This is a genomic window from Faecalibacterium sp. BIOML-A4 (assembly GCF_009679665.1).
Classification (GTDB): Bacteria; Bacillota; Clostridia; order Oscillospirales; family Ruminococcaceae; genus Faecalibacterium; species Faecalibacterium taiwanense.
On record NZ_WKZG01000010.1, the window covers coordinates 76,036 to 100,096 of the forward strand.

The following is a 24,061-nucleotide window of genomic DNA, read 5'->3' on the forward strand; positions in this document are numbered from 1 at the left end:
AGGGGGAACATGAATGGCAAGAGGAAAAGGAGGACTTGGCCGCGGGCTGGACAGTCTGTTTGAAGATGCCGCCCCGGTTTTTGAGTCCGGTGCAAAGGTAGACACCTTGCCCCTGCGTGAGATCGAACCGGACCCGGAACAGCCGCGCAAGACCTTTGACGAACAGGCGCTGGGCGAGCTGGCGGCCAGCATTGCAGAGCATGGTCTGCTGCAGCCCATCGCGGTGCGTCCGCGCCCGCGCGGCGGCTACAGCATCGTGGCGGGTGAGCGCCGCTGGCGTGCCTGCCGCATGGCAGGGCTGAACGATGTGCCGGTGGTCATTAAGGAAGTCAGCGACGAGCAGGCCATGGAGCTGGCTCTGGTGGAAAACCTGCAGCGCGAGGATCTGGACCCGGTGGAAGAAGCAACCGGCATCCGGGAGCTGATGACCCGCTGCGGCCTGACGCAGGAGCAGGCGGCACAGAAGCTGGGCAAGAGCCGCAGCGCACTGGCCAACAGCCTGCGCCTGCTGAACCTGCCGGAAAACGTGCTGGAACTGCTGAAAAGCGGCTTTATCAATATCGGCCACGCAAAGGTGATCCTGAGCCTGCCCACACCGGAGCTGCAGGAGCAGGCGGCGCAGATCATTGCGGACAACCAGCTGAACGTGCGTCAGGCCGAGGCACTGTGCAAAAAGCTGGCAAAGCCCGCAAAGGAGCCCAGAGAGCCCCAGCCGCGCGGCACCCTGCCGGTGGAGGTGGAAGAAAGCCTCAAGCAGGTGCTGGGCAGCGAGGTGAACGTGGCCTACCACGACGGCAAGGGCAAGCTGACCGTGCATTTCTATTCAGACGAGCAGCTGCGGGCCTTTGCCAACCTGCTGGGACAGTACCAGAACGAAGAATAAAGCGATCCAAGGCGGGCGACCGTCTTTGAACGGCACAGGGGAGGGGATCTTCTGTGCGAACCGAAATAGAGCAAGGAGAGTCAATCATGCTTGATATCAAATTTGTCCGTGAAAACCCGGACGCTGTCAAGGAAAACATCAAGAAGAAGTTTCAGGATGCAAAGCTCCCGCTGGTGGACGAGGTCATCGAGAAGGATGCCAAGTACCGCGCATGCCTGAAGGAAGTGGAAGCCCTCAAGGCTGCCCGCAACAAGCTGAGCAAGGCCAACGGCCCCCTGTTCGGCCAGCTGAAGAAGTGCACCGATGAGGCACAGAAGGCTGAGCTGCAGGCTCAGATCGATGCCAACAATGCCGCCGTCAAGGCCGACGCCGACAAGATGGCTGAGCTGGAAAAGGAAGAAGAGACCCTGTCCGCACGCATTCAGGAGATCATGTACACCATCCCGCAGATGATCGATCCCAGCGTGCCCATCGGCCCGGACGATACCTATAACGTGGAAGCACAGCGCTTTGGTGAGCCTGTGGTGCCCGATTTCCCCATTCCGTACCACACCGAGATCATGGAGAGCTTCGACGGCATCGATATGGACGCTGCAGGCCGCGTGGCCGGCAACGGTTTCTACTATCTGCTGGGCAACATCGCCCGCCTGCACGAGGCTGTGCTGGCCTATGCCCGCGACTTTATGATCAACAAGGGCTTCACCTATGTGATCCCTCCCTTCATGATGCACGGCAACGTGGTGCAGGGTGTCATGTCCTTCCCGGAAATGGATGCCATGATGTATAAGATCGAGGGTGAGGACCTGTACCTGATCGGTACCAGCGAGCACACCATGATCGGCCGCTTCATCGACCAGACTCTGGACGAGGCCACTCTGCCCCTGACCCTGACCTCCTACAGCCCCTGCTTCCGCAAGGAAAAGGGTGCTCACGGCATCGAGGAGCGCGGCATCTACCGCATCCATCAGTTCGAGAAGCAGGAAATGATCGTGGTCTGCCGCCCCGACGAGAGCGCTGACTGGTACGAGAAGCTGTGGAAGAACTCTGTGGAGCTGTTCCGCAGCATGGAGATCCCGGTGCGTCAGCTGAACTGCTGCTCCGGCGACCTGGCCGACCTGAAGGTGAAGAGCTGCGATATCGAAGCATGGAGCCCCCGCCAGCAGAAGTACTTCGAGGTCTGCTCCTGCTCCAATCTGGGCGATGCACAGGCACGCCGCCTGCACATCCGCGTGAAGGGCAAGGACGGCAAGACCTATCTGGCCCACACCCTGAACAACACCTGCGTGGCACCTCCGCGTATGCTGATCGCCTTCCTGGAGAACCATCTGCAGGCCGACGGCACCGTGACCATCCCCGAAGTGCTGCAGCCGTATATGGGCGGCCTGAAGGTCATGGTTCCCACCCACAAGAAGGGTTGAAGAATTGACCGGCTTTTCCACAAGGCTCGGATAAATGGTTGAAAAATCCCGCTTTCTATTCAATGGAAAGCGGGATTTTTGCGTATCTTCGTTTGTATTTTGGACGACACGAAAAAATATGATTTTTTTAAAAATATGTGTTGACAAAAGGGGTATCTGTGGGTATAATAATAGAGCACTGTTCAAGTGCACAAACAATATGTGGCGGTATAGCTCAGTTGGCTAGAGCATTCGGTTCATACCCGAAGTGTCACCGGTTCAAATCCAGTTACCGCTACCACTTTTACAGAGTTTCGCTAAGGTTAGGGGGACGGTCGTCTGCAGTAGTGGACGATGGAAGTCGGAGGTTTTAGCGAAGCTCTGTATTTCTAAGGCCCGTTGGTCAAGCGGTTAAGACACGGCCCTTTCACGGCTGTAACATGGGTTCGATTCCCGTACGGGTCATGAATAAAATCCCTGATCTTAGGATCAGGGATTTTTTCATGCAACCCGTACGAGGAATCGAAGGAACACGGCCGCCCGCAGGCGGCAAAAAAGAGCCCAGTGGGCTCTTTTTTAGTGTTCGGGTCCCATCCTGTAGGAATGTCTAATGTGGTTGCTGCCGCTGCATTCGCTCGGGGGATTTTTAATTTGACCCGCACGGGAATTGCAGCTGAGCTGACCGCCGCCAGCGGCGGAAACAGGGAAGCGAAGCTGGGGCCGTGGTCAGCGGAATGCGAACGCCGCTCCAAGGCGTGAAGCATACGCTGGGAACCACAACCCGAGACAGGGCGGCGGTGCGCCTTCATCTTGAATACCACATGCCATTTTATGGATAAAAAGCCCGGCAGGGGAACACGTTCAGGTGCTCTTCTGCCGGGTTTTTCTGCATTTTCCGTAAATTTCCGGCCTGAAATCGTAACAAAATTATGTCAATGAGACATCAATCCTCCATTTTTAACTGCGAAAATTGACTTGCACACCAAAAACTCTGGGATATCCTATTGTACGAGCAGAAGGGAGGAAATGGAGTCCACAAGGGCGGTTTTCAATCACGAGTACGGGCCGATGGCGGATGCAGCGTGCAGTTTTTGCATCATCTGCTCCCATCGCCTGATGCTTAGAACGGGAGGATGTCAATGGAAGTCTTTTTGCAAGCACTGGTAAACGGGATCCTGCTGGGCGGTTTCTACTCCCTGATGGGTATGGGCCAGAACATCATTTTCGGTGTTATGAACATCGTCAACTTCTGCCACGGCGAAATGTTGATGGTGGGCATGTACATCACCTATGTTCTGTATACCTACTTTGGGGTGGACCCCTATGTAGCCCTTCCCATCGTCGCAGTGCTCATGTTCGGTCTGGGTGCGCTGATCCAGTCCACTCTGATCACCCCTTCGCTCAAGACCAAGAGCTTTACGAACCTGCTGTTCCTCACCGTCGGTCTGGGCCTGCTGCTCACCAACGGCGCTCTGGTCATCTTTGGTTCCACCTATTATAAGATCATTACCCCTTATTCGCAGACCTATATCCCGCTTGGCCCGGTCACCATTGCGCTGCCCCGTCTGGTCAGCTTCCTGATCCTGATCGTGGTTGCCATTGCACTGTTTGCCTTCCTCAAGTATTCCACCACCGGCAAGCAGATCCGCGCCGTATCTCAGAACCCCATTGGTGCTGAGGTCGTGGGCATCAACGTCAAGAAAATTTACATTCTGACCTATGGTCTGGGCGTTGCTCTGGCCGGTATCGCCGGCTCTCTGCTGACCCAGTTCTACACCATCTATCCCACCGCAGGCGCAAGCTTCGGTTTCCGCGCACTGATCGTCGTGGTCGTGGGCGGTCTGGGCTCCATCCCCGGCGCATTCTTCGCCGGTATTTTCCTGGGCCTGCTGGAGCAGATGAGTGCATTGTTCATCAGCCCGTCCTACAGTGATATGATCGTGTTCGTCACCTTCATCATCATTCTGGTCGTGCGTCAGGTCATGATTCTGAGGAGGCGATAAGATGGATACCAGAAAAGCAGTTAAAACCTATCACCGCAATCTGGCGATCGTTCTGGCTATCATCGTCGCCATCTTCGCAGCGATCCCGCTGGTCGTGGATAAACCTTACATCATCAACATTTTCGTTCTCACCTTCTATATGTCCACCCTGTCCATGGCGTGGAACATTCTGGGCGGCATCACCGGCCAGAACTCGCTGGGTCTGGCCGCTTACATGGGTCTGGGTGCCTATGTGTGCTGTCTGGTGGTCACAAAGACGGGCATGAACCCCTGGGTGGCTGCTGTGCTGGATATGCTCGTTGTGGGCGTTGTGGCCGGTGTCATCTTCTTCCCCAGCCTGATCCTGCGCGGCCCCTACTTCACGCTGGTGTCCATCGCGTTTGCCGAGTCCATCCGTCAGTTCATCATCAACTCGGAGTTTTTCGGCCGTGCATCCGGTGTGGGCCTGCCCTTCGGCAAGGACTCCTTTGCACAGTTCCGCTTTACCAGCAAGGTGCCGTACTACTACATCGGCTTCATCATGATGGTGGGCGTTTACCTCATCATGAAGAAGATCGGCCGCTCCAAGCTGGGCTTTGCGCTGCGCACCATCCGCGAGGATGAGGACGCAGCCGCCGCCATCGGCATCAACCCCACCAAGTACAAGGTCATTGCCGTTGTCATTTCGGCTATCATTGCCGGTCTGGTCGGCTTCTTCTACGTCAGCTACATCCGCTACATCGACCCCGATATTATGATCCAGTCCAAGTCCACTGAGATCGTGCTGCCGGCAGTCGTGGGCGGCGCTGCCTACGTCGAAGGCCCGCTGATCGGCGGCCTCATCATGATCCCGCTGAGCGAACTGCTGCGTGCAAACTTTGCCGCCATCCTGCCCGGCATCAACATGCTGATGTATGCCATCGTGCTGATCGTGGTCATCCGCTTCCGTCCGTCCGGTATTCTGGGCTGGTACATGAACTCGAAGGTCAAGACCTTCATCGATGAAAAGATCCTCAAAAAGCCGTCTCTGGACGTGCTGGAAGAGTATGAGCTGATGGCAGACAAGGGAGGGAAGTAATCATGGCAGAAAAGCCTATTATTGAAGTCCAGGGCCTGACCAAGCGGTTCAAGGGTCTGACCGCCGTGCATGATGTTTCTTTCTCGGTGGAGAAAGGCTCCATCACCGGCATGATCGGCCCCAACGGTGCTGGTAAATCCACCACCTTCAACATGATCTGCGGCTACTACCCGCCCACCGAAGGCAAGATCTTCTACAATGGTGAAGACATCACCAACAAAAAGGCGTATGAGTACACCAACATGAAGATCGCCCGCACCTTCCAGATCATGAAACCTCTGAAGAACCTGAGCGTTCTGGATAACGTCACCGCCGCCGCCTACTTCGGCCACGCCGGTGCAAAGAGCGAAAAAGAGGCCAAGGAGCGCGCCATGGAGGTGCTGCACTTCACCGGCCTGTACGAAAAGCGTCATGTGATCTCCAAGGACATGGGCACGCCGGACCAGAAGCGTCTGGAGATGGCCCGCGCTCTGGCCACCAAGCCCGAAGTGCTGTTTCTGGACGAGAACATGGCAGGCTTGAACCCGGCTGAGACCGAAGAGGCCATCCAGCTGATCCGCAAGATCAACGAGTCCGGTGTCACCATCCTGCTCATCGAGCACATCATGAAGGCGGTCGTGAGCCTGTGCGAGAAGGTCATCGTCCTTCACCACGGCGAAAAGATCGCTGAGGGCACGCCCGAGCAGGTCATGAACGATCCTTACGTCATGGAGGTGTACCTGGGCACCAAAAAGGAGGGCGCAAGTGCTTAAAGTTGAAGGTCTGAACGCCGGTTACGGCTCTGTGAACATCCTGTGGGACATCGGCTTTGAGGTGAAGGACGGCGAGATCGTTGCCATCCTTGGCTCCAACGGTGCCGGTAAGACCACCATGGTGCGCACCATCACAGGCATGGTCAAGGCCAGCTCCGGCAAGGTGGAGTTCAACGGGGAGGACCTCTCCGGCAAAAGCTCCCGCGTTATTCTGGACAGCGGCATCGTGCAGGTGCCGGAAGGCCGTCAGCTCTTTACCGAGATGACCGTGCTGGAAAATCTGGAACTGGGTGCATTCAATAAGGAGACCAAGGCGCATTTTGCAGAAAATCTGGAAAAGTGCTATAACTGGTTCCCCAAACTGCGTGAGCGCGCAAAGCAGGCTGCCGGCACCCTGTCCGGCGGCGAGCAGCAGATGGTGGCCGTGGCCCGTGCGCTGATCGGTATGCCCAAGCTGCTGATCCTGGACGAGCCCAGTCTGGGCCTTGCCCCCAACATCGTGGACGACATTCTGGAAGTGGCCAAGACCATGGTGAAGAATGACGGCATCTCGGTGCTGCTGGTGGAGCAGGACATTACCAAGGCCCTTGCAGCGGCTGACCGCGGCTATGTTATTGAGAATGGCCGCGTGGCACTGGAAGGAACCGCCGCCGAGCTTTCGGCAAACGAGCACGTCAAGAAGGCGTACCTCGGCATCTGATTTTGGAAACTGGATGTCCGGCGGGCACTACTTCACACGGTGCGGCGGGGCATCTCGGATTAACAAGCTGTTTTTTACAAACAGAATTGGAGGACAATTATGAAAAAGATCTCTCGCAGAAGCTTCCTGAAGGCATCCGCTGTTCTGGGCAGCGCAGCTGCTCTGACCGCCTGCGGCGGCTCTTCCGCTTCCACCAGCACTGCAGCATCTACCAGCACCGCAGCATCCGGCAGCACTGCAGCAGCCAGCGGTGATACCATCAAGATCGGTACCATCTACGCAATGTCCGGCGGCAACGCAGCCATCGGCGAGAACATCCTGCGCGGCATCGACTTCGCAGTGGACGAGATCAACAAGGCAGGCGGCGTGAACGGTCAGATGCTGGAAGTTGTCCGCGGTGATCACGCAGGCGACGCAGCCACCGGCAAGTCTGAGGCAGAGCGCCTGATCACTCAGGAAGGCGTCAACGTCATTATGGGCTGCCATATGTCCGTTGTTACCGAGGTCGTGGCTCAGGTCTGCCAGCAGTACGGCATCCCCATGATCACCGCTATTTCCACGCTGGACCGCCTGACCGACGAGGACCACAAGGACTACGATTACTTCTTCCGTCTGTGCCCGCTGAACTCCGTCTACGTGGAAGATATGCTGAAGTATCTGCAGGACTCCAAGGAGCAGACCGGCAACGAGATCAAGAAGGTCGCCATCTTCACCGATAAGGCTGCCATCGGTCAGGAGCTGATCCGCTGCGTCAACCTGTTCGCACCCGACTACGGTCTGGATGTTGTGGCCGAAGTGGACTACAGCTCCAACGCTACCGACCTGTCCTCTCAGGTCCTGGCCCTGAAGCAGGCTGATCCCGATGCCATCCTGTGCGACTCCTACATCGGCGACGCTACTCTGTTCGTCCAGACCCTGAAGGAGCAGAACTACAAGCCCAAGATGATCGTTGCCAAGGCCAACGGCTTCACCGATCCTTCCTTCATCCCGAACCTGGGCGCATCCGCAAACGGCGTGGCTTCTGTTGTTGAGTTCAACCCCGACCTGACCAACGGCGTGGAGATCAACGAGGACTTCAAGAAGGTCTACAATGTCAACATGAACGGCCACTCTGCTGAGTCCTACACCGTTGTGTGGCTGTTCAAGACCGCCATCGAGAAGGCCGGCTCCACCGACGGTGCTGCCGTCCGCGACGCTCTGGCAGAGCTGTCCATCGACGGTGCATTCGAGGGCGGCCGCAAGATCGTTCTGCCCTACTCCAAGATCGAGTTCGCTCCCGAGTACGAGATCGGCGGCGCAAAGCACTACCGTGATAACACCTACGCTTCTGTTGCTATCGCACAGGTGCAGGATCAGGAGTGGAAGACCGTCTGGCCCTTCGAGTTCGCTTCCTCCAAGATCCAGGAAGTCACTCTGGGCTGATAAAGTTACCCCGAAGAACACAAAAGGCGAGCCGCCCAATGGTCGGCTCGCCTTTTTGCGCATTGTTTCCTGTGCAGAGCGTATTCGAGTAGGGGATAGGCTGTGTGGCTTTTATGAAGTCGTTCTCCGCCGGGTATGTTCTCTTTTGCGTGCCAAAAGAGAACCAGAAAAGCACCCGCTACTTTCGAAGCGCGGGAGGCACGAATTAAGGGCTACTCGCCCTTAATAATCCCAAAGCAGTAGGCTCCACCCCAAAAAGTTGGAGATTCCCGCCTGTTCGGCGTGAAGATCTCTTAACCGCTTTTTGAGGTTCCGCCAATCAGAAGTCGCTGCGCGACGGCCGCAGGCCGACAGCAGCAGATGCCGCTTCCCGCCACGACCCTACCCCGTGAAAAAGCAGCTCAGAAAAATCCGCAGATTTTTCTGAGCTGCAAATAAAAATAAATTTTCCGCTAAACATGCCCAGAGTAAAACGGAGGGCATTCTAAATCGTCAACCCTTCTGGATATAGGTAAAAATATCCTCCGGCACCGCTGCCAGTGCATCCGCACCGGCAGCGGTCAGTTCTGCGCGGCCCCGGAAGCCCCACAGCGCGCCCATGGCGGGCAGTCCGGCATTGTGTCCGGTGAGGATGTCCACATCGCTGTCGCCCACAAAAAGGGTGGCAGAGCGGTCTGCACCGATCTCGTCCATCAGCGCATACAGCCCGGCGGGGTCCGGTTTGGTGGGCACGCCGGGCCTGCTGCCGCGCACAGCGGCAAAGCGGCCTGTGCCGAAATAGTGGGCGATGATCTTGCCGCACAGAGGGTCGGCCTTGTTGGAGAACACTGCGCACTGAACACCCTGTGCCCGCAGCTCGTCCAGCAGCTCCGGGATGCCGGGATAAGGGGCCGTCTTGTCCTCCTTGTGGGCGTCGTACCGGGCAGTGAATTCAGCCAGTGTGGCCGCCAGCTGCTCCGGCGTGCGGGCATTTTCCGGCGAGAAGCGCTCCACCAGCTTCGGGATGCCGTTGCCCACCATGTGCTTGAACTGTTCCACCGTAAAGGTGGGCCAGCCGTGCTGTTCACACACCCAGTTTCCCGCATCGGCAAGGTCGTCGATGGTGTTCAGAAGGGTGCCGTCCAGATCGAATAATACAGTTTTTATCACAGAAAAAGACTCCTTACAGTTTCAGAAAAGCAAAAAAGGCAATTCGCTGCACTTTACGCTGCGCACCTTGCACTTCACCCCGCCCGGAAAGGTGAGGGTGAGGTTCGTGCGGTGCACCGCCGCGGCCCATGGCGACTGCATGGCCGTCAGGGCCGGAACAGGGCAGAGCACGCAGATGTCGTGCAGATGGAAGCCGTGCTGCCAGCGCAGGGTCAGGCGGCCGTTTTGCAGCCAGATGCCCTCTTTGCGCCAGCCGTTGTACGCACCCACCAGCAGGGCGGCAAACATAGCAGTGACCACCAGAAGCGGCACCGTGAGGGCGGGCAGGGTGTAGCGGGATACTGCTGTCAGCAGCAGGCACAGCCCGCAGGGGATGCCGACAGGCAGAAAAAACGCCGGGATGCTGCGGCCTGCGGTGTCCACCGGGGCTTTTGGCGGCAGGGCAAAGCCGGGCAGCAGCTCCTGTAGAAAAGGGCCGTCCTCCCGCCAGACCAGCAACGGGATCTCCGGCTGGCAGCTGCCTGCTGTAACGAACACCGGGCAGCAGCCCAGCGCCCATGTGGCAGGCGAGCGGCGCAGGTCCGCATAGCTCAGATGTTCCAGCGCAAGGCGCATCTCATACCGGCGCACAAAGCCGCCCCTGCTGCCAAGGTGACTCTCGGTGCGCCACACGGTGTAATGGGCCGCATGGGCCGCACTGCGCACAAGGCTTGCGCAGAACAGCACACCGCCCAGCACCAGCAGCCATGCTGTGCCCATGGGCAGCCAGCGCGCCGCCCACGCCGCAATGCGGTTCAGGTGGGCAAAGGCTGCCGTCTGGGCATCCGGCGCATAGGGCCTGCTCTGTTTGACGGCCAGCGCCAGCAAAGTAAGGGTGGAAAGGCCGTTGGCACCCAGCACCGCAAAGGCCAGCTTTTCGCCGCCGCGCGGGGTGTGGGCCACAGCATCCCGGCGCGGCATCATGCGGTCAGCTAAAAACTGCGCGTTCTGCGCGCTCAAAAGCAGGGTCAGGGTGCGCTTCTGCCCGGCAGGGTACAGCACCACCCGGCTGGCACCGGCCAGCCGGTAGAGCAGGGGCCGCTCGATGGTGAGCGCTGCCAGCTGGCTGGCTTTCAGGCAGCGGTCCAGCCGTACGCCCAGCCGCCAGCGCACCCGCAGGGTTCCCTGTGCATCCACCCGCCAGCGGCCTGCGTGCAGCACGGCGGCGCTCACAGCGGCAAGCACTGTCAGCAGCGCCGCGCCCTGCACCAGAGCCGTACGCAGCGCCGCCCAGTTGCGGGCAAACAGCACCTGCAAAAGCGGCAGCAGATACAGCAGGATGGTCTTGCGCAAAAAATGCAGCACCGCAAACGGGTGGAAGCCGCGTTCGGTCATGGCGTTTCCTCCATCAGCACAGCGGCAAGGGCCTGCGCCTGCAGGGCATCCACGCCCGGCAGGAACAGCTGTACGCCCGGGCCGTGCACCACCAGCACGCTGCACCCGGCCAGCCACAGAAGCGGCGTGCGCAGGGTCCACACGCCAGTCACGGCCCGGCGGGGAAGCTGCCGTGTGATGGGAACGGCGATACCGGCCCGCACGGCAGTGTTCCGGGCGGTGAGCACTGCGGTAAAGCTGCAGGCTCTTGCCCACGCGGCGAACACAAGGCACGCCCACAGGGCACAGAAAATACACCCGGCAAACAGGCTCTGCCAGAACACAAAAGGCGCGCAGAACACGCCGGGAACAGCGGCCCAGACGCACAGCACGGCCCGGCCCTTGGGCGGGATGATCAGCGCCGTGCGCAGCAGGTCACGTTCGGTCATTTGCCGGAAAGGCCCCAGGCATCCATCAGCAGGTGCAGGGTGTCATCCTGCGTCAGGCAGAGGATGCGGTCCCACGGCAGTAAGGTGGTATTGCCGTGGGGGATGATGAACTCCGCATCGCGGGTGATGCACACCAGAATGACGTCGCCCGGCATGGGGATGTCCTTGACCGCCTGCCCTGCAAACTGGAAGTTCTCCGGCAGCAGGATCTCGTTCAGGCTGGCAGTGCCGCCGCCCAGCGAGAGCAGCTGGCGGATGGTATCCGTCTCGATCTCGCGCTCAAGGATGTGGCTCAGGTTGTCGGTGCCGCACACTACGGTGTCCACGCCTAAGGTGTGCAGCAGCTCGCGGTTCTTGGGGTTGGAGGCCCGGGCCACGGTGCGGTTCACGCCAAACTCCCGCTTTGCAATCTGGCAGGCAACAAGGTTGTTCTCGTCCGCACCGGTCACGGCCACAAAGGCATCGCAGCTGGCAACGTCGGCCGTGCGCATGGTGTCAAAGCTGATGGCATCGCCGCAGATCACCGGGATATCCAGCGAATCGGCCAGCGAACGGCACAGCATTTCCTGCGGTTCAATGATGGTCACTTTGTGGCGGTGGGCCAGCAGGCTCTGGGCCAGATACATGCCCACCTTGCCGCCGCCTGCGATACAAACTTTCATATGCTTCCCTCACTTTTTACTTTGCCAGTGCGCGGAACACCGATTGCTCGGTGAGTACCGTGGGGCAGATGGTGTCGATCTCGTAAGCCTTGTGGTACAGCACCTGCAGGTGCGGGTCGGACACGCGGCAGATCACCTTCTCACGGCGGAAGATGCTTTTTGCGATCTGTGCCGCCATCAGGTTTACCGAGTCGTCCTCGCTCACAGCGGCCACGGCATCGCAGCTGTCAATGCCGCCCTGCCGCAGAGTATCCGGGTCGGTGGGGTCGCCCACCAGAGCCGTGCCGCCAAAGCTGTAGTCGTCAAAGGCATCCAGACGCTTGAGCTGTTCGGGATCCTTTTCAATCAGCGAGATATCATGGCCGATGCGTTCCAGATCGCGGATGAGGGAAGCACCCACCTGGTCGCAGCCGATCACCAGAATATTCATATGGATTCACCTCGTTGTAGAATGGCTTAACAAAAATACCAAGGGTGTTTAAACTCTGTTTTGATTTGCGGATAAAATAGAAGGAAAATGGTCTTTGCATCAGTATAACACATTTCCCAGCGCAGTAACAGCCTGCAGGGCAAAAGTGGCGGCGGGCGTAAAAATTTTCGCATTCTGCGTGCGTGCAGAGACATAGTATGGTATACTGGAAGAAAATAAGCTGCTGTGCCTTTGTGCACAAGGAGGGGTACTTACGTTTTTTGAGATCATCAAAGCCATCCTGATGGGCATTGTGGAGGGCATTACCGAGTGGCTTCCCATTTCGTCCACCGGTCATATGATCCTGCTGGAACAGATCATCAAATTCAACGCAAGCGAAGAGTTCATGTCCATGTTCCGTGTGGTCATCCAGCTGGGTGCCATCATGGCCGTGGTGGTGCTGTTCTGGGGCAAGCTGTGGCCCTTTGGCATGAAGCAGGGCAGAGTCATTTCCAAGCCCAGCGTGTGGAACCTGTGGTTCAAGGTGGTAGCGGCCACGATCCCGGTGCTCATCATCAGCCCGCTGGACGACTGGATGGAAGCTCACTTCTACAATTACATCACGGTTGCCGCGATGCTCATTCTGTATGGCGCGCTGTTCTTTGTTGTGGAGAACCGCCGCGCCGCGCCGCACGTGAGCCGGCTGGAGCAGATCACCTACCGTGATGCCATCATCATTGGCCTGTGGCAGTGTCTGGCCATCATTCCGGGCACCTCCCGCTCCGGTGCCACCATCGTGGGCGGCCTGCTGCTGGGCCTGTCCCGCGCCTGTGTGGCAGAGTTCACCTTCTATCTGGCCATCCCGGTCATGGCGGGCGCATCCCTGCTCAAGGTGGTCAAGTTCGTTGTCGGCGGTTCTGTGATGACCGGCACCGAGGTGGCTGTGCTGGCAGTGGGCTGTGTGGTGGCCTTTGGCATGAGCCTTGCCGCCATCCGCTTCCTGATGGATTACGTCAAGCGCCACGATTTCAAGTTCTTTGGTGCCTACCGCATCGTGCTGGGCATCATCGTGCTGGCAGTGGCGGCTGCGACGGCAATCTTCTGATTTTAAGCGGAAGAATTATTTTTATAATTTACGACCCCGGAAAATCTGCGGATTTTCCGGGGTCGTTTTTTCAGGGGAAGGGTCGTGAAGGCAAGTGGCATTTGTTTTTTATGGTGCTGTGAGCGGCAAAAAATTTCGATGCAGCCAAGGCGGGTGCGCCCTCTGCGGCAGCGCTGACGCGATGCCATTGTCTGCCAAAGGGCACAGGACTTTGCCAGATTTAAAGATGCCGCTTTTACGGAGTACGAGGGCTTTCCGCGCTGGATGGACTGGCACCCGGAAGCGAGGACGTGGAGGGTGTGCCCGCCGCCCTTTACGACAGCACTTTTTCTTTGCAAAAAGATGTGCTATACTACAAAACAAGAGAGTATGCGGCAGCGTGCCGTGCAAACAAAATGGAGGAAACTGCTATGGAAGCATCCAAGGTCTATTATACAGATTTCCGCTGTCCCGTGGGCACCAGCCTGCTGGACAAGCTGCGCCGCGTGTGCATTGCTGCCGGCATCAAGGACATTGATATGGATGGCAAATTCGTTGCCATCAAGATGCATTTCGGTGAGCTGGGCAATCTGGCATTCCTGCGCCCCAACTACGCCAAGGTGGTGGCCGACCTGTGCAAGGAGCAGGGCGGTCTGCCGTTTCTGACCGACTGCAACACCCTGTATCCGGGCAGCCGCAAGAACGCACTGGAGCACCTCACCTGTGCCCAGCTGAACGGCTTCTGGCCCATGACCACCGGCTGTCAGGTCATCATTGCGGACGGCCTGCGCGGCACCGATGAGGCAGAGGTGCCGGTGCCGAACGGCGAATACTGCAAGACGGCAAAGATCGGCCGCGCCATCATGGATGCGGATATCTTTATCAGCCTGACCCATTTCAAGGGCCACGAATCCACCGGCTTCGGCGGTACTCTCAAGAACATCGGCATGGGCTGCGGCTCCCGCGCGGGCAAGATGATACAGCACGCCGCCGGACACCCGGAGGTGCAGCAGAGCCTGTGCCGCGGCTGCCACCGCTGCGCCAAGGAGTGCGGCTCCGATGCCATCACCTATGATGCAAACAACAAGGCCGTCATTGATCAGACCAAGTGCAAGGGCTGCGGCCGCTGCATCGGTGCCTGCAACTTTGACGCTATCTATTCCCAGTGCGACAGCGCCAACGAGATGCTGGACCGCAAAATGGCCGAGTACGCGGCTGCCGTATGCGCAGGCCGTCCCTGCTTCCATGTTTCTCTGGTGCAGGACATCAGCCCCAACTGCGACTGCCACTGCGAGAACGATGCTCCCATCCTGCCGGATATCGGCATCTTTGCGTCCTTTGACCCGGTGGCGCTGGATCAGGCCTGCGCCGATGCCTGCCTGAATGCACAGCCGCTGCCGAACAGCCAGCTGGGCCAGAACCTTGCAAAGCCCGGCTGGAACTGCCACCACGACAACTTCAAGGATTCCAACCCCAATATCGAGTGGAAGGCCACGCTGGAGCAGGCCGAGAAGATCGGCATGGGCACCCGCCAGTATGTGCTGAAGAAGGTCTGATGCCGCAGGCGGCCCCAGCCTTTTCCGCAAAAACAAAAAGAAGCTGACCAGCCCGGTCAGCTTCTTTTTATGTTGGGTTCACTGGCCCGCTGCGGGCACGCAGTCGTCCAGCACGGTCTGCAGGGCCTGCCAGTTCTTCAGGGTGCAGCCGGGCAGGGTGTCCGGGTCAAGGCCGGCATCCTCAATGCGGCCAGCCATGCTGTCCTTGTCGCTCAAAAGGCTCAGCGCGTCCGGCTCGATCATCGTCCAGGCCTCGGCAAAGCTTTCCTGCTCATCAGCGTCCAGCGTGTCGTACCAGCTGTAGAAAGCTTCCTGCACGGCTTCCGGGGTGCGGGAGGCAAGGCGGGCGTTTTCTGCCCACTGCAGCAGGGATGCCGCTGCGATCACCGATTTGAGCGAGCAGCCGGAAACACCCGGCCCCCAGCCCAGACAAGGCTCAAAGGCGGCAGCGGTGCCGGTGATGGAGAAGATGGAGTTCTCGTCAAAATCGCCGGGGTTCAGGCCGGAGGTGTCGGCCCGGGTGGTGGAATCAGGCAGGTCTTCGCCGGAAGCAGCGGAGCTTGCAGAACTGCTGGCAGAGCTTGGCGCTTCGGAACTGCTGGCGGTTGAGCCGCCGCAGCCTGCCAGAATGCTGCAGGCCAGCGCTGCGCAGAGCAGCAGCGAGAGGATGCGGGTATATCTCAATTTCATAGTAGTGTCCTCCTTGAGCGGTGCCGCAGCCGGGCCGCAGCACTTCAAAACGATACACCTTAAGTATACGTTCTGCCGCGGCGGTTGTCAATCGGACAGCGCAGAACGAATTTCAAGCGGGAAATATGCACCCTGCACAAAGAAGGGATGCATTTTTGGGAACTTTGCATTCTTGACATTTTTTGCAAAAATCGGTTGACTACAAGTATAGTGTCTGCCCACGTCAGCCGGAAAGGAGGGAAACGCCCATGAAGCACCGCATCACAGCCGCATTGGAGCGGTTCTCCCGCGCAATGCTGGCACCGCTGAGCTATCTTTCGGCGGCGGGCCTGCTGCTGGTGGTGGGCGCACTGCTCACCAGTGCGCCGCTGGCCGGGGTGCTGCCCTTTTTGCGGTGGGAGCCGGTGCAGCTGGCGGGCAGGATCATTTACAAATGCCTCACGGCGGTCATTTCAAATCTGAGCGTGCTGTTCTGCACCGGGCTTGCGGCGGCGCTGGCAAAGCGGGAAAAGCATCAGGCGGCGTTCATCGCCCTGATGAGCTATCTTGTCTACCTGACAGCGGGCAATGTAACGCTGACCGAGTTGGGCCTGCTGGCGCAGCCGGATGCGCTTACCGGCCTGTACAGCGCAGGCCAGACCATGGTGCTGGGCATCCAGACTGTGGACACCGGCGTGTTCGGCGGTATTCTGCTGGGCCTGCTCACCGCCTTTGTATATGACCGCACCTGCGAAAAAGCCCACCGCGGCATTCTGGGCGGTGTGTTCTCCGGTGTGCGGTGGTCCTTTGCCTGCGTGGCGGCACTGGCGGCGGTGCTGGGCTCTGGGGCCTGCTTTGTCTGGCCGCCTATCCAGAAGGCCATTGCGGCCGTCACCGGCTTCATTGCCGCTTCCGGCAATATCGGGTTGTTTTTGTACGGCTTTCTGGAACGGCTGCTCATCCCTACAGGGCTGCATCATCTGGTGTATATGCCGTTCCAGTTCTCACAGCTGGGCGGTCAGCTTATGGTGGGCAGCGTCACCTATACCGGTGCCTATGTGGTCATGATGACCGAATATAACCTCGGCCTGCCGTTTTCGGATGGCATCGTGTGGATGTACACCGGCTTTACCAAGACCTTCGGCTACTTTGGCATTGCGGCGGCATTCATCTTCTGTGCCCGGCGGGGCAGCCGCAAAAAGACTGCCCTTCAGCTGCTGCCGCTGGCCTTTACGGCATCGCTGGCTTCCATTACGGAGCCGCTGGATTTTCTGTTCTGCTTCTCGGCACCGGTTTTGTGGCTGGCGCACGCAGCCATCTCCGGCAGCTTCATCGTGCTGCTGCACCTGTGCGGAGTCACGGCGTTTACCTCGAACCTTCTGGGGTCGCTTGTGATGAACCTTTCCGCTGGTGCGGCCCGCACGAACTACCCGGTGCTGTATCTGCTGGGCCTTGCCCAGATCGCGGTGTATTTTGTGGTGTTCACTGTGCTCATCAAGGCGCTGGACCTGCCCACACCGGGCCGCCGCCCGGAAGAGCCGTCCCGGCCGGAAAAGGCCCTGCCGCTGGACGAGCAGGGAATAGAAAAGCTCATTGCAGCCTTTGGCGGGCGGGAGAACATCCGCACGGTGGACAACTGCTTTACCCGCCTGCGTGTCACGGTGAACGACCCGGCCTTCGTCAAGGAGCAGGCCCTGAAAGCCCTGCCCTGCAGCGGTGTGGTGCAAAGCGGCTGCGATGTGCAGATCGTGTACGGCATCCGCGCGCCGGAGGTGCGGCAGGCGGTGGAGCGGCGGCTGAACAGGGTGGTCTGTTGACCTTTGGCGGACGGGCAACTATAATAGGGAAAAAGCGGCTTCCTGTGCAGAGCGTATTCGCGTGGATCAAGTTTCATGCCTTTTGTAAAAAGCATTACCGCCGGGTACGTTCTCTTTTGCGTGCCAAAAGAGAACCAGAAAGGACGGCGGTGCCCGCAGGGCATGAAAGCCCCAGTGGGGCTTTTAAGCTGCAGACCGGTTTGCGCAGCAAATGCCGCGTGTTCAGCGCGGCAAGGTCTCCGCTACTTTCGAGGCGCGGGAGGCGGCGGGTTGCGGCTCCCTGCGTCTGCTTTGTGCCTTGCGCGGCACTCGCATCCTGCAGGCCGCTGCCCCAACAGCTCCTCCCTGTTTCGGCCGCTGGCCGCGGTCGTTGCCGTTGCAAACTAGGGGCTGCTCGCCCCTAGTAACCCCAAAGCAGTTGGGCTCCATACAAAAAATCCAAGTCGCTCCGCTAGAGGATTTTTTGTGTTCCGCCGATTTATAGTCGCTGCGCGACGGCGATAAGCCGACAGCAGCAACATGCCGTTTCCCGTTACGACTTTTCCCGTGAAAAAGTAACTCCGAAACGACCGCAGTCGTTTCGGAGTTACAAATTTAAAAATAATATTTCCGCTGATATTGCCAAAGCGAACGCGTCGGCAATTTTAAATCGTCTAGCGGTTGAAAGGATCCCCAATGCAAAACCAAGCACATTGTGATAAATCGGAGATAATACCGCCAACCGGCCGCTTTGCACCCAGCCCCAGCGGGCGGCTGCATCTTGGCAATCTGGCCTGCAGCCTGCTGGCGTGGCTCAGCGCAAAAAGTCAGGGCGGGCGTATCGTGCTGCGCATTGAGGATCTGGATGCCGAGCGCTGCCCGCGCATCTATGCTGACCTGCTGGAACAGGATCTGGACTGGCTGGGCCTTGCGTGGGACGAGGGCGGCAGCACCGGCGGGCCGAACGGCCCCTATTACCAGAGTGAGTGCGCGGAGATCTACACCGCAAGCTACAAAAAGCTGGAAGAGCGCGGCCTTGTGTACCCGTGTTTTTGCTCCCGCGCCCAGCTGCACGCGGCCAGCGCGCCCCATACCTCGGACGGCAACGTGGTCTATCCGGGCACCTGCCGCGGCCTGACCGCTGCCGAAATTGAGGAAAAACGCAAAAAGAAGGCCCCTGCCTATCGTCTGATGGTGCCGGACGAGGACATCACATTTGTGGATGGCTGCATGGGCCCGCACACCGAAAATCTTTTGCATGACTGCGGTGACTTCTACCTGCGCCGGGCGGATGGCGTGTTCGCCTATCAGTTGGCCGTGGTGGTGGACGATGCCCGCATGGGCGTTACCGAAGTGGTGCGCGGTGCAGACCTGCTTTCGTCCACGGCACGGCAGCTGTATTTGTACCGCCTGCTGGGCCTGCAGGCACCGGGGTTTGCCCACTGCCCGCTGCTGCTGGCCCCGGATGGGCGGCGGCTCTCCAAGCGCGACGGCGACCAGAGTCTGGAAAACCTGCGGGAAAAGTATACCGCGCAGGAGATCGTGGGCAAGCTTGCCTATGCCTACGGCCTGCAGCCGGAGCCTGCGCCCCGCACACCGGAAAGCCTGATCAAGGACTTTTCCTGGGCAAAGGTGCCAAAGCAGGATGTCTGCCTGCCGGAGGATCTGTTCTGAACAAAAAAAGAAATGCGCTGTCCCCCGATGACAGCGCATTTCTTTTTTATAGAGATTCAGATGCGGCGCATCTGCGGCAGATCGTTGGTGTCCATCATACGGCTGAACGCGGTATCCAGTGCCAGCGCCAGCAAAGCGCCCAGCGCTGCATCGATGCAGCTGTGCTGCTTGAGCAGCATGGTGGAGCATACAATGGAGATGCACAGCACATCAGCGGCCGGGCGCATCCAGCGGAACCGGGGCTGCTCAAAGATGCGGCAGCGGTGATAGGCAAGCATCAGCGTGACCGAGTTGAACACATGGATGGACGGGCAGACATTGATGGGTGTGTCGGTGCTGTACAGGAACCGCACCGCACGGGCGAAGATGTCTGTGCCCGGCACATAGCAGGGGCGCAGATTCAGCCCGGTGGGCAGGATCACGTAGCAGGCCAGCGCAATGGTCATACCGCTGAACAGCGGCATACACAGCCGCCAGAAATCCTCCCGGGGTGCCTTCCACAGAAGGAAGAACAGGGTGAACGGGATCCACGGAAACCATGCAAAATAGGGGATGACCGCATATTTGCAGAAGGGAATCAGATCGTCCAGCCGGCAGTGCACGAGGATGTGCGGCATATGGATCTGGGTGTTCAGGAAATTGAATGCGGAAAGATAAAGTATGAGATACAGCGCCATGAAGCAAAGCGGATGGCGCGAAAACCAACTGCGTTTCATTGAAAAAGCCTCCTTTTTGCAGAAGTGAAAGCTCTTAGCACTGTGAAATTATACGCCGGGAATGTGACAAAAACAAGAATGAAAGCAGACAACATTGCTGAAAAACAAATAAATTATTTGTGCGTATTGCGTAAAAAAGAGCCTGCCTTCGCGGCAGGCTCTTATAAAATGCAGAGGAAAGATTCAGATGACCTGCTGTTCCAGCCACTTGCCGCGCACGAAGCGTACAAAGAAGCACAGGGAGCGGAACGCCCAGTCCAGATACATGCCCATCCAGATGGCCAGCAGGCCGCCGTGGAAGGCCAGCACACACAGGTAGCAGAAACCCACCCGGAAGGCCCACATGGACACGATGCTCACGGTCATGGTAAAGCGGGCATCGCCTGCCGCACGCAGGATGTTGGGCATGGTAAAGCTGGAAGGCCAGATGAACAGCGAAACGATGTTGAACCACACCATCACTTCCAGCGCCATGGCGTAGGCTTCCGGCGAGAGGTTGAACAGGCCCAGTGCAAATTTGTTGGCAAACAGGAAGGCCGAAAGGTTCATGAACCATGCGCCGCAGTAGGCAAACAGCATCAGGCGGCGGGAGTAATACACGGCCTGATCTTTTTCGCCTGCGCCAAGGCACTGGCCCACCACGGTCAGCGCAGCCATGCCCACGGCGTTGGCCGGGATGTTCAAAAAGGTGGTGGTGGTGTTTGCCACGGCGTTGGCCGCAATGGCGGCGGTGCCCAGAGTGGAGGTCAGGCTGGAAACGGACAGCTTGCCGATCTGGAACATGCCGTTTTCAATACCGGCAGGGATGCCCACCCGCAGGATCTGCTGGATGAGCCGTGCCTTCGGGGCAAGGGCCTGCAGGCCGTCCACACGCAGCGGGCAGGCGGGCCGCTGCAGCAGGTACAGCACAGCCACACAGGCAATGGCACGGGACACAAGGCTGGCCAGTGCGGCACCCATCACGCCCATTTTGAAGCCGTAGATCAGCACGGCGTTGCCGCCAATGTTCACCACATTCATTACAAGGCTGGACATCATGCTGATCTTGCTGTTGCCCTGCGCCCGGAACAGGGCCGCACCGGCGTTGTACAGGCCGATGAACGGGTAGCTCAGGGCCGAGAGCAGGAAGTAGGTCTCGGCATAGCGCATCACGTCCACGTCGATGGAGCCGAAGATGCCGCGCAGGATGGCATGGCGGCCCGCCACCACAACGGCGGCCACCAGCAGGCTGAAGCTGGACAGGATGAACAGGATCTGCGCCGCTGCATTCTTGGCATCCTTTGGCTCCTGCCGGCCGATGTACTGGCTGGTGACCACCGCGCCGCCGGTGGCAAGGGCGCTCATGATCTGGATCATCAGGGTGTTGAAGCTGTCCACAAGGCTCACGCCGGAAACAGCGGCTTCCCCCACCGAGGAGACCATCAGCGTGTCGGCCAGACCGATGGTCACGCTGAGCGCCTGCTCTGCGATCAGCGGCAGCAGCAGGGCAATGAGCTGCTGCCGGGTGAACAGCGGCGGCTTATGGAACGCGGGCGTTTTGGTTGCTGTCATAGGTTCCTCCGTAACGGTGACAAGATACACTTGGATACATGACCTATATCATACAGCAGAGCGCGCAGAATTACAAGAGAAAATCTTCTGTCAGGAAAATTCCTGACTGGGGGTCAGGCTGGTGCCGTAATATACGATATAATCATACGGGACGGTCGGCCCGAACACCGTCTTGTCTGGGTACTTCCTCAGCATGTCCGCTTTCAGGTCGGCCGGGGTCTCGGGCACACCGGCGCAGAGCGTATCGGAGCACACGGCATTCCAGAGGCCCGCAGAGAACGAGGTGCAGTTGTAAATGGCCGACCAGTGGTCTGCGTTGGCCAATGCCTGATTTACAGTGTCTAGCTGGCTCTGGTCCAGTGAGACCTGAATGCCGTAAAGATTCTGATAGTAAGAAGCGTTCAGGTAATATTTGTAGTAGCCCTCCAGATTGTACCAGATGCCGGAATGCTCGCAGCGGTTGCCGCGGGTGCTTACGGTGATGGACGTATCCGGCGCAATGAGCAGTCCGCCCACATTGATATCCTGCTCCGAGACATTGGTGATGGTGAGGAAGCTGTGTCCGCTGGTGTTGAGGGGAACATCGCCGTGGTCATCGGCGCGGGCAAAAAGCCGCAGCACCGCAACGGCTCCCTCGGCAGGGGCATCACCGTAGGCCTGCGCAGGGGACTTGTGGTCTGCCTGCGCAAAGTGGTACGGCCCGCCAAAGTTGGTGGTAAAGCCAACGACATTGTGCATCAGGTCGGCAGAACCGGTGATATCTGTTACCACCTTATCCTCTTTTGCGGCGGGCTGTGCGGCCTTGGGTTCCTGTGCGTAGGCGGGCAGGGCGCACAGGCAGGCCAGCAGCACGCAGCAGGAGAGGATGCGGAAAAACCGTTTTTTCATAGATGCCTCCATTTGTGTTTTTTTTTTAGGTAAAGCTTACTGTTTTTTGCAGGGTCTGTCAAGGACTGCGGCAGGCGGAAAAGCCGCGCCGCAGCGTGTTTGTTCCACTTTACCCGTGCAGGCAATTGTGCTAAAATAAACCTGAGGTGCACCGCGCTTTGCAGGAGCGGGGAGTGCACTGTGGTAAATGAGATAAGAAATAAAAGGTAAATCAGAACCCAAAGGGGGAACAATATGCCAAAAGCAGCCCATAAGGTGGTCGTGATCGGCCACCGCAACCCGGATACCGACTCCATCTGCTCGGCCATTGCCTATGCAGAGCTGAAAAACAAGACCAGTGATCTGGTCTGTGAGCCCCGCCGTGCAGGCAAAATGAATCAGGAGACCGAGTTCGTGCTCAAAAAGTTCGGGGTAAAGCCCCCGCGCATGTGCACGGACGTGAACCCGAAGATCCGCGATGTGGACTACCGCGAGATGCCCGGCATCCCCGGCTCCACCAGCCTGCGCAAGGCGTGGGAGATCATGCGCGACAAGCAGATCGACACCCTGCCGGTCACCAGCCCGGACAACGAGCTGGAGGGCGTGATCACGGTCAAGGACATTGCCACCGCCAACATGGACGTGTTCGACACCGGCATCCTGGCCAAGAGCCAGACCACCTACCGCAATATTCTGGAAACGCTGGGCGGCACCATGGTGGTGGGCCGCGAGGACGACGTGTGCACCACCGGCCACATCCGCATCGGCACCGCCACGCCCGAAATGCTGGAAAATACCGTGGAAAAAGGCGACATCGTCATCCTGACCAACCGCTACGAAAGCCAGCTGTGCGCCATTGAAAAAGAAGCGTCGCTGCTCATCCTGTGCAACAACGCCAAGGTGGGCCGCACCATCCAGCGCATTGCCGAGGAGACCGGCGTTGCCATCATGACTACCCCGGTGGATACCTATGCTGCCGGTAAGCTCATCAGCCAGTGTGCGCCCATCTCCTACTATATGACCCGCAGCGACATCATGAAGTTCACCCTCGTCACGCCGGTGGCCGATGTTACCCGCGTGATGGCCAAGGTACGCCACCGCTATTTCCCCATCCTCGACGAGGACGGCAAATACTGCGGCATGGTCAGCCGCCGGAACATCATCAATCTGCAAAAACGCCGCATCATCCTGGTGGACCACAACGAGGCCACGCAGGCCGTGGAGGGCTTCGATCAGGCCGAAATTCTGGAGATCATCGACCACCACCGCATCGGCAGCCTGGAGACCAGCGGCCCGGTGTACTTCCGCAACCAGCCGGTGGGCTGCACTGCCACCATCATCACCCAGATGTACGACGAGAACGGTATGGAGATCCCGCCGCAGATCGCAGGCCTTCTGCTGGCGGCCATCCTTTCGGATACGCTGGTGTTCCGCAGCCCCACCTGCACCCCGCTGGATGAGGCCCTTGCAAAGCGTCTGGCAAAAATTGCCGGTGTGGACATTGACGAGTTTGCCAGCGAGATGTTTGAAGCAGGCGAAAAGCTGGACGGCAAGACCGCCGAGGAGGTGTTCCTGCAGGACTTCAAGGTGTTCATGTGCGGCGATATCCGCTTTGGCGTGGCACAGGGCAGCTACATGACCCGCAAGAACCTGCTGGCCGCCGAAAATCTGCTGCGCCCCTATCTGGAAGAAGCCCGCAACAAGCAGAACGTGGAAGATATCTACATGCTGCTCACCGACGTGCCCAAGGAGGAGAGCGTGGTCATCAGCGATGGCCGCTATGCTTCCGAGGTGCTCTCGGACGGCTTTGAGACCCAGCCTGCCGAGGACGGCAGCTTTACCCTGCCCGGTGTGGTGAGCCGCAAAAAGCAGTTCATCCCGGCGCTGATGACCGCCTATCAGGAGCTGTAAG

21 protein-coding genes and 2 tRNA genes are annotated in these 24,061 nt (G+C 58.8%); 14 read left to right on the forward strand and 9 right to left on the reverse strand.

Annotated elements, in window-relative coordinates; all coding sequences use genetic code 11:
- Positions 1–13 precede the first annotated feature (13 nt).
- From GKG34_RS08430 to GKG34_RS08470, 9 genes are all read left to right on the forward strand, one after another.
- A complete protein-coding gene (locus GKG34_RS08430) occupies positions 14–883 on the forward strand; it encodes a ParB/RepB/Spo0J family partition protein (protein WP_154255984.1) in 870 nt (289 codons plus the stop codon).
- A gap of 86 nt (positions 884–969) precedes the next feature.
- On the forward strand, positions 970–2,301 hold the full coding sequence (gene serS / locus GKG34_RS08435) for a serine--tRNA ligase (protein ID WP_005937144.1): 1,332 nt from the start codon (positions 970–972) through the stop codon (positions 2,299–2,301).
- Between the two features lie 203 nt (positions 2,302–2,504).
- Positions 2,505–2,581: transfer RNA gene (locus GKG34_RS08440), tRNA-Met, on the forward strand.
- Between the two features lie 92 nt (positions 2,582–2,673).
- Positions 2,674–2,745 (forward strand) — tRNA-Glu (locus tag GKG34_RS08445).
- A 674-nt stretch (positions 2,746–3,419) separates the two neighbouring features.
- Positions 3,420–4,283, forward strand: coding sequence for a branched-chain amino acid ABC transporter permease (locus GKG34_RS08450; protein WP_005937151.1), 864 nt, complete (start codon positions 3,420–3,422; stop codon positions 4,281–4,283).
- Between the two features lies 1 nt (position 4,284).
- Positions 4,285–5,340 (forward strand): branched-chain amino acid ABC transporter permease, encoded by a 1,056-nt coding sequence (locus GKG34_RS08455; protein WP_154255985.1) that lies wholly within the window; start codon positions 4,285–4,287, stop codon positions 5,338–5,340.
- 2 nt (positions 5,341–5,342) lie between these two features.
- Positions 5,343–6,092 carry an ABC transporter ATP-binding protein gene (locus GKG34_RS08460; protein WP_005937157.1) on the forward strand — a complete coding sequence of 250 codons (750 nt, stop codon included), beginning with the start codon at positions 5,343–5,345 and terminating at the stop codon, positions 6,090–6,092.
- Positions 6,085–6,792 carry an ABC transporter ATP-binding protein gene (locus GKG34_RS08465; RefSeq protein ID WP_005937160.1) on the forward strand — a complete coding sequence of 236 codons (708 nt, stop codon included), beginning with the start codon at positions 6,085–6,087 and terminating at the stop codon, positions 6,790–6,792. The genes GKG34_RS08460 and GKG34_RS08465 overlap by 8 nt, the downstream gene beginning before the upstream one ends.
- A 99-nt stretch (positions 6,793–6,891) precedes the next feature.
- Entirely contained in the window at positions 6,892–8,214 is a 1,323-nt protein-coding gene (locus tag GKG34_RS08470; protein ID WP_097774088.1) for an ABC transporter substrate-binding protein, read from the forward strand.
- A gap of 492 nt (positions 8,215–8,706) precedes the next feature.
- On the opposite strand, the gene GKG34_RS08475 is transcribed toward GKG34_RS08470, so the two are convergent.
- From GKG34_RS08475 to GKG34_RS08495, 5 genes are read right to left on the reverse strand one after another with little or no spacing between them, the layout of a single operon-like run.
- Positions 8,707–9,363, reverse strand: coding sequence for an HAD family hydrolase (locus tag GKG34_RS08475; protein ID WP_347563444.1), 657 nt, complete (start codon positions 9,361–9,363; stop codon positions 8,707–8,709).
- Between the two features lie 21 nt (positions 9,364–9,384).
- On the reverse strand, positions 9,385–10,737 hold the full coding sequence (locus GKG34_RS08480; RefSeq protein WP_154255986.1) for a PH domain-containing protein: 1,353 nt from the start codon (positions 10,735–10,737) through the stop codon (positions 9,385–9,387).
- Positions 10,734–11,165: a hypothetical protein gene (locus GKG34_RS08485; protein ID WP_097774085.1), complete on the reverse strand. Its 432-nt coding sequence runs from the start codon at positions 11,163–11,165 to the stop codon at positions 10,734–10,736. Before GKG34_RS08485 ends, GKG34_RS08480 begins: the two co-directional genes overlap by 4 nt.
- Entirely contained in the window at positions 11,162–11,827 is a 666-nt protein-coding gene (locus GKG34_RS08490; protein WP_118529207.1) for an NAD-binding protein, read from the reverse strand. Before GKG34_RS08490 ends, GKG34_RS08485 begins: the two co-directional genes overlap by 4 nt.
- Positions 11,828–11,843: 16 nt before the next feature.
- Positions 11,844–12,257 carry a TrkA family potassium uptake protein gene (locus GKG34_RS08495; protein ID WP_005937093.1) on the reverse strand — a complete coding sequence of 138 codons (414 nt, stop codon included), beginning with the start codon at positions 12,255–12,257 and terminating at the stop codon, positions 11,844–11,846.
- Between the two features lie 223 nt (positions 12,258–12,480).
- Here GKG34_RS08495 and GKG34_RS08500 point away from each other — a divergent pair, with 223 nt between their 5' ends.
- Together GKG34_RS08500 and GKG34_RS08505 are read left to right on the forward strand one after the other, a co-directional pair.
- Positions 12,481–13,341: an undecaprenyl-diphosphate phosphatase gene (locus tag GKG34_RS08500; protein WP_256372191.1), complete on the forward strand. Its 861-nt coding sequence runs from the start codon at positions 12,481–12,483 to the stop codon at positions 13,339–13,341.
- Positions 13,342–13,751: 410 nt separating this feature from the next.
- On the forward strand, positions 13,752–14,876 hold the full coding sequence (locus tag GKG34_RS08505; RefSeq protein ID WP_097776767.1) for a DUF362 domain-containing protein: 1,125 nt from the start codon (positions 13,752–13,754) through the stop codon (positions 14,874–14,876).
- Between the two features lie 78 nt (positions 14,877–14,954).
- Here the strand turns inward: GKG34_RS08505 and GKG34_RS15880 are convergent, their stop codons facing one another.
- On the reverse strand, positions 14,955–15,566 hold the full coding sequence (locus GKG34_RS15880) for a hypothetical protein (protein ID WP_155115857.1): 612 nt from the start codon (positions 15,564–15,566) through the stop codon (positions 14,955–14,957).
- Positions 15,567–15,814: 248 nt separating this feature from the next.
- Between GKG34_RS15880 and GKG34_RS08515 the strand changes: the two genes are divergently transcribed.
- Both GKG34_RS08515 and gluQRS read left to right on the forward strand, forming a co-directional pair.
- Positions 15,815–17,362 (forward strand): PTS transporter subunit EIIC, encoded by a 1,548-nt coding sequence (locus tag GKG34_RS08515; protein ID WP_154255987.1) that lies wholly within the window; start codon positions 15,815–15,817, stop codon positions 17,360–17,362.
- A gap of 675 nt (positions 17,363–18,037) precedes the next feature.
- Positions 18,038–19,015 (forward strand): tRNA glutamyl-Q(34) synthetase GluQRS, encoded by a 978-nt coding sequence (gene gluQRS / locus GKG34_RS08520; RefSeq protein ID WP_154255988.1) that lies wholly within the window; start codon positions 18,038–18,040, stop codon positions 19,013–19,015.
- A 56-nt stretch (positions 19,016–19,071) separates the two neighbouring features.
- Here gluQRS and GKG34_RS08525 read toward each other — a convergent pair whose 3' ends face one another.
- The 3 genes from GKG34_RS08525 to GKG34_RS08535 all read right to left on the reverse strand — a co-directional run bounded on the left by GKG34_RS08525 (position 19,072) and on the right by GKG34_RS08535 (position 22,170).
- Positions 19,072–19,731: a phosphatase PAP2 family protein gene (locus GKG34_RS08525; RefSeq protein ID WP_097774079.1), complete on the reverse strand. Its 660-nt coding sequence runs from the start codon at positions 19,729–19,731 to the stop codon at positions 19,072–19,074.
- A gap of 183 nt (positions 19,732–19,914) precedes the next feature.
- Entirely contained in the window at positions 19,915–21,282 is a 1,368-nt protein-coding gene (locus tag GKG34_RS08530) for an MATE family efflux transporter (protein ID WP_005937406.1), read from the reverse strand.
- 90 nt (positions 21,283–21,372) lie between these two features.
- Positions 21,373–22,170, reverse strand: a complete 798-nt coding sequence (locus GKG34_RS08535; RefSeq protein WP_243139232.1) for a hypothetical protein — start codon at positions 22,168–22,170, stop codon at positions 21,373–21,375.
- A gap of 234 nt (positions 22,171–22,404) precedes the next feature.
- Between GKG34_RS08535 and GKG34_RS08540 the strand changes: the two genes are divergently transcribed.
- Positions 22,405–24,060 carry a putative manganese-dependent inorganic diphosphatase gene (locus GKG34_RS08540; protein WP_154255990.1) on the forward strand — a complete coding sequence of 552 codons (1,656 nt, stop codon included), beginning with the start codon at positions 22,405–22,407 and terminating at the stop codon, positions 24,058–24,060.
- Position 24,061: the final 1 nt, after the last annotated feature.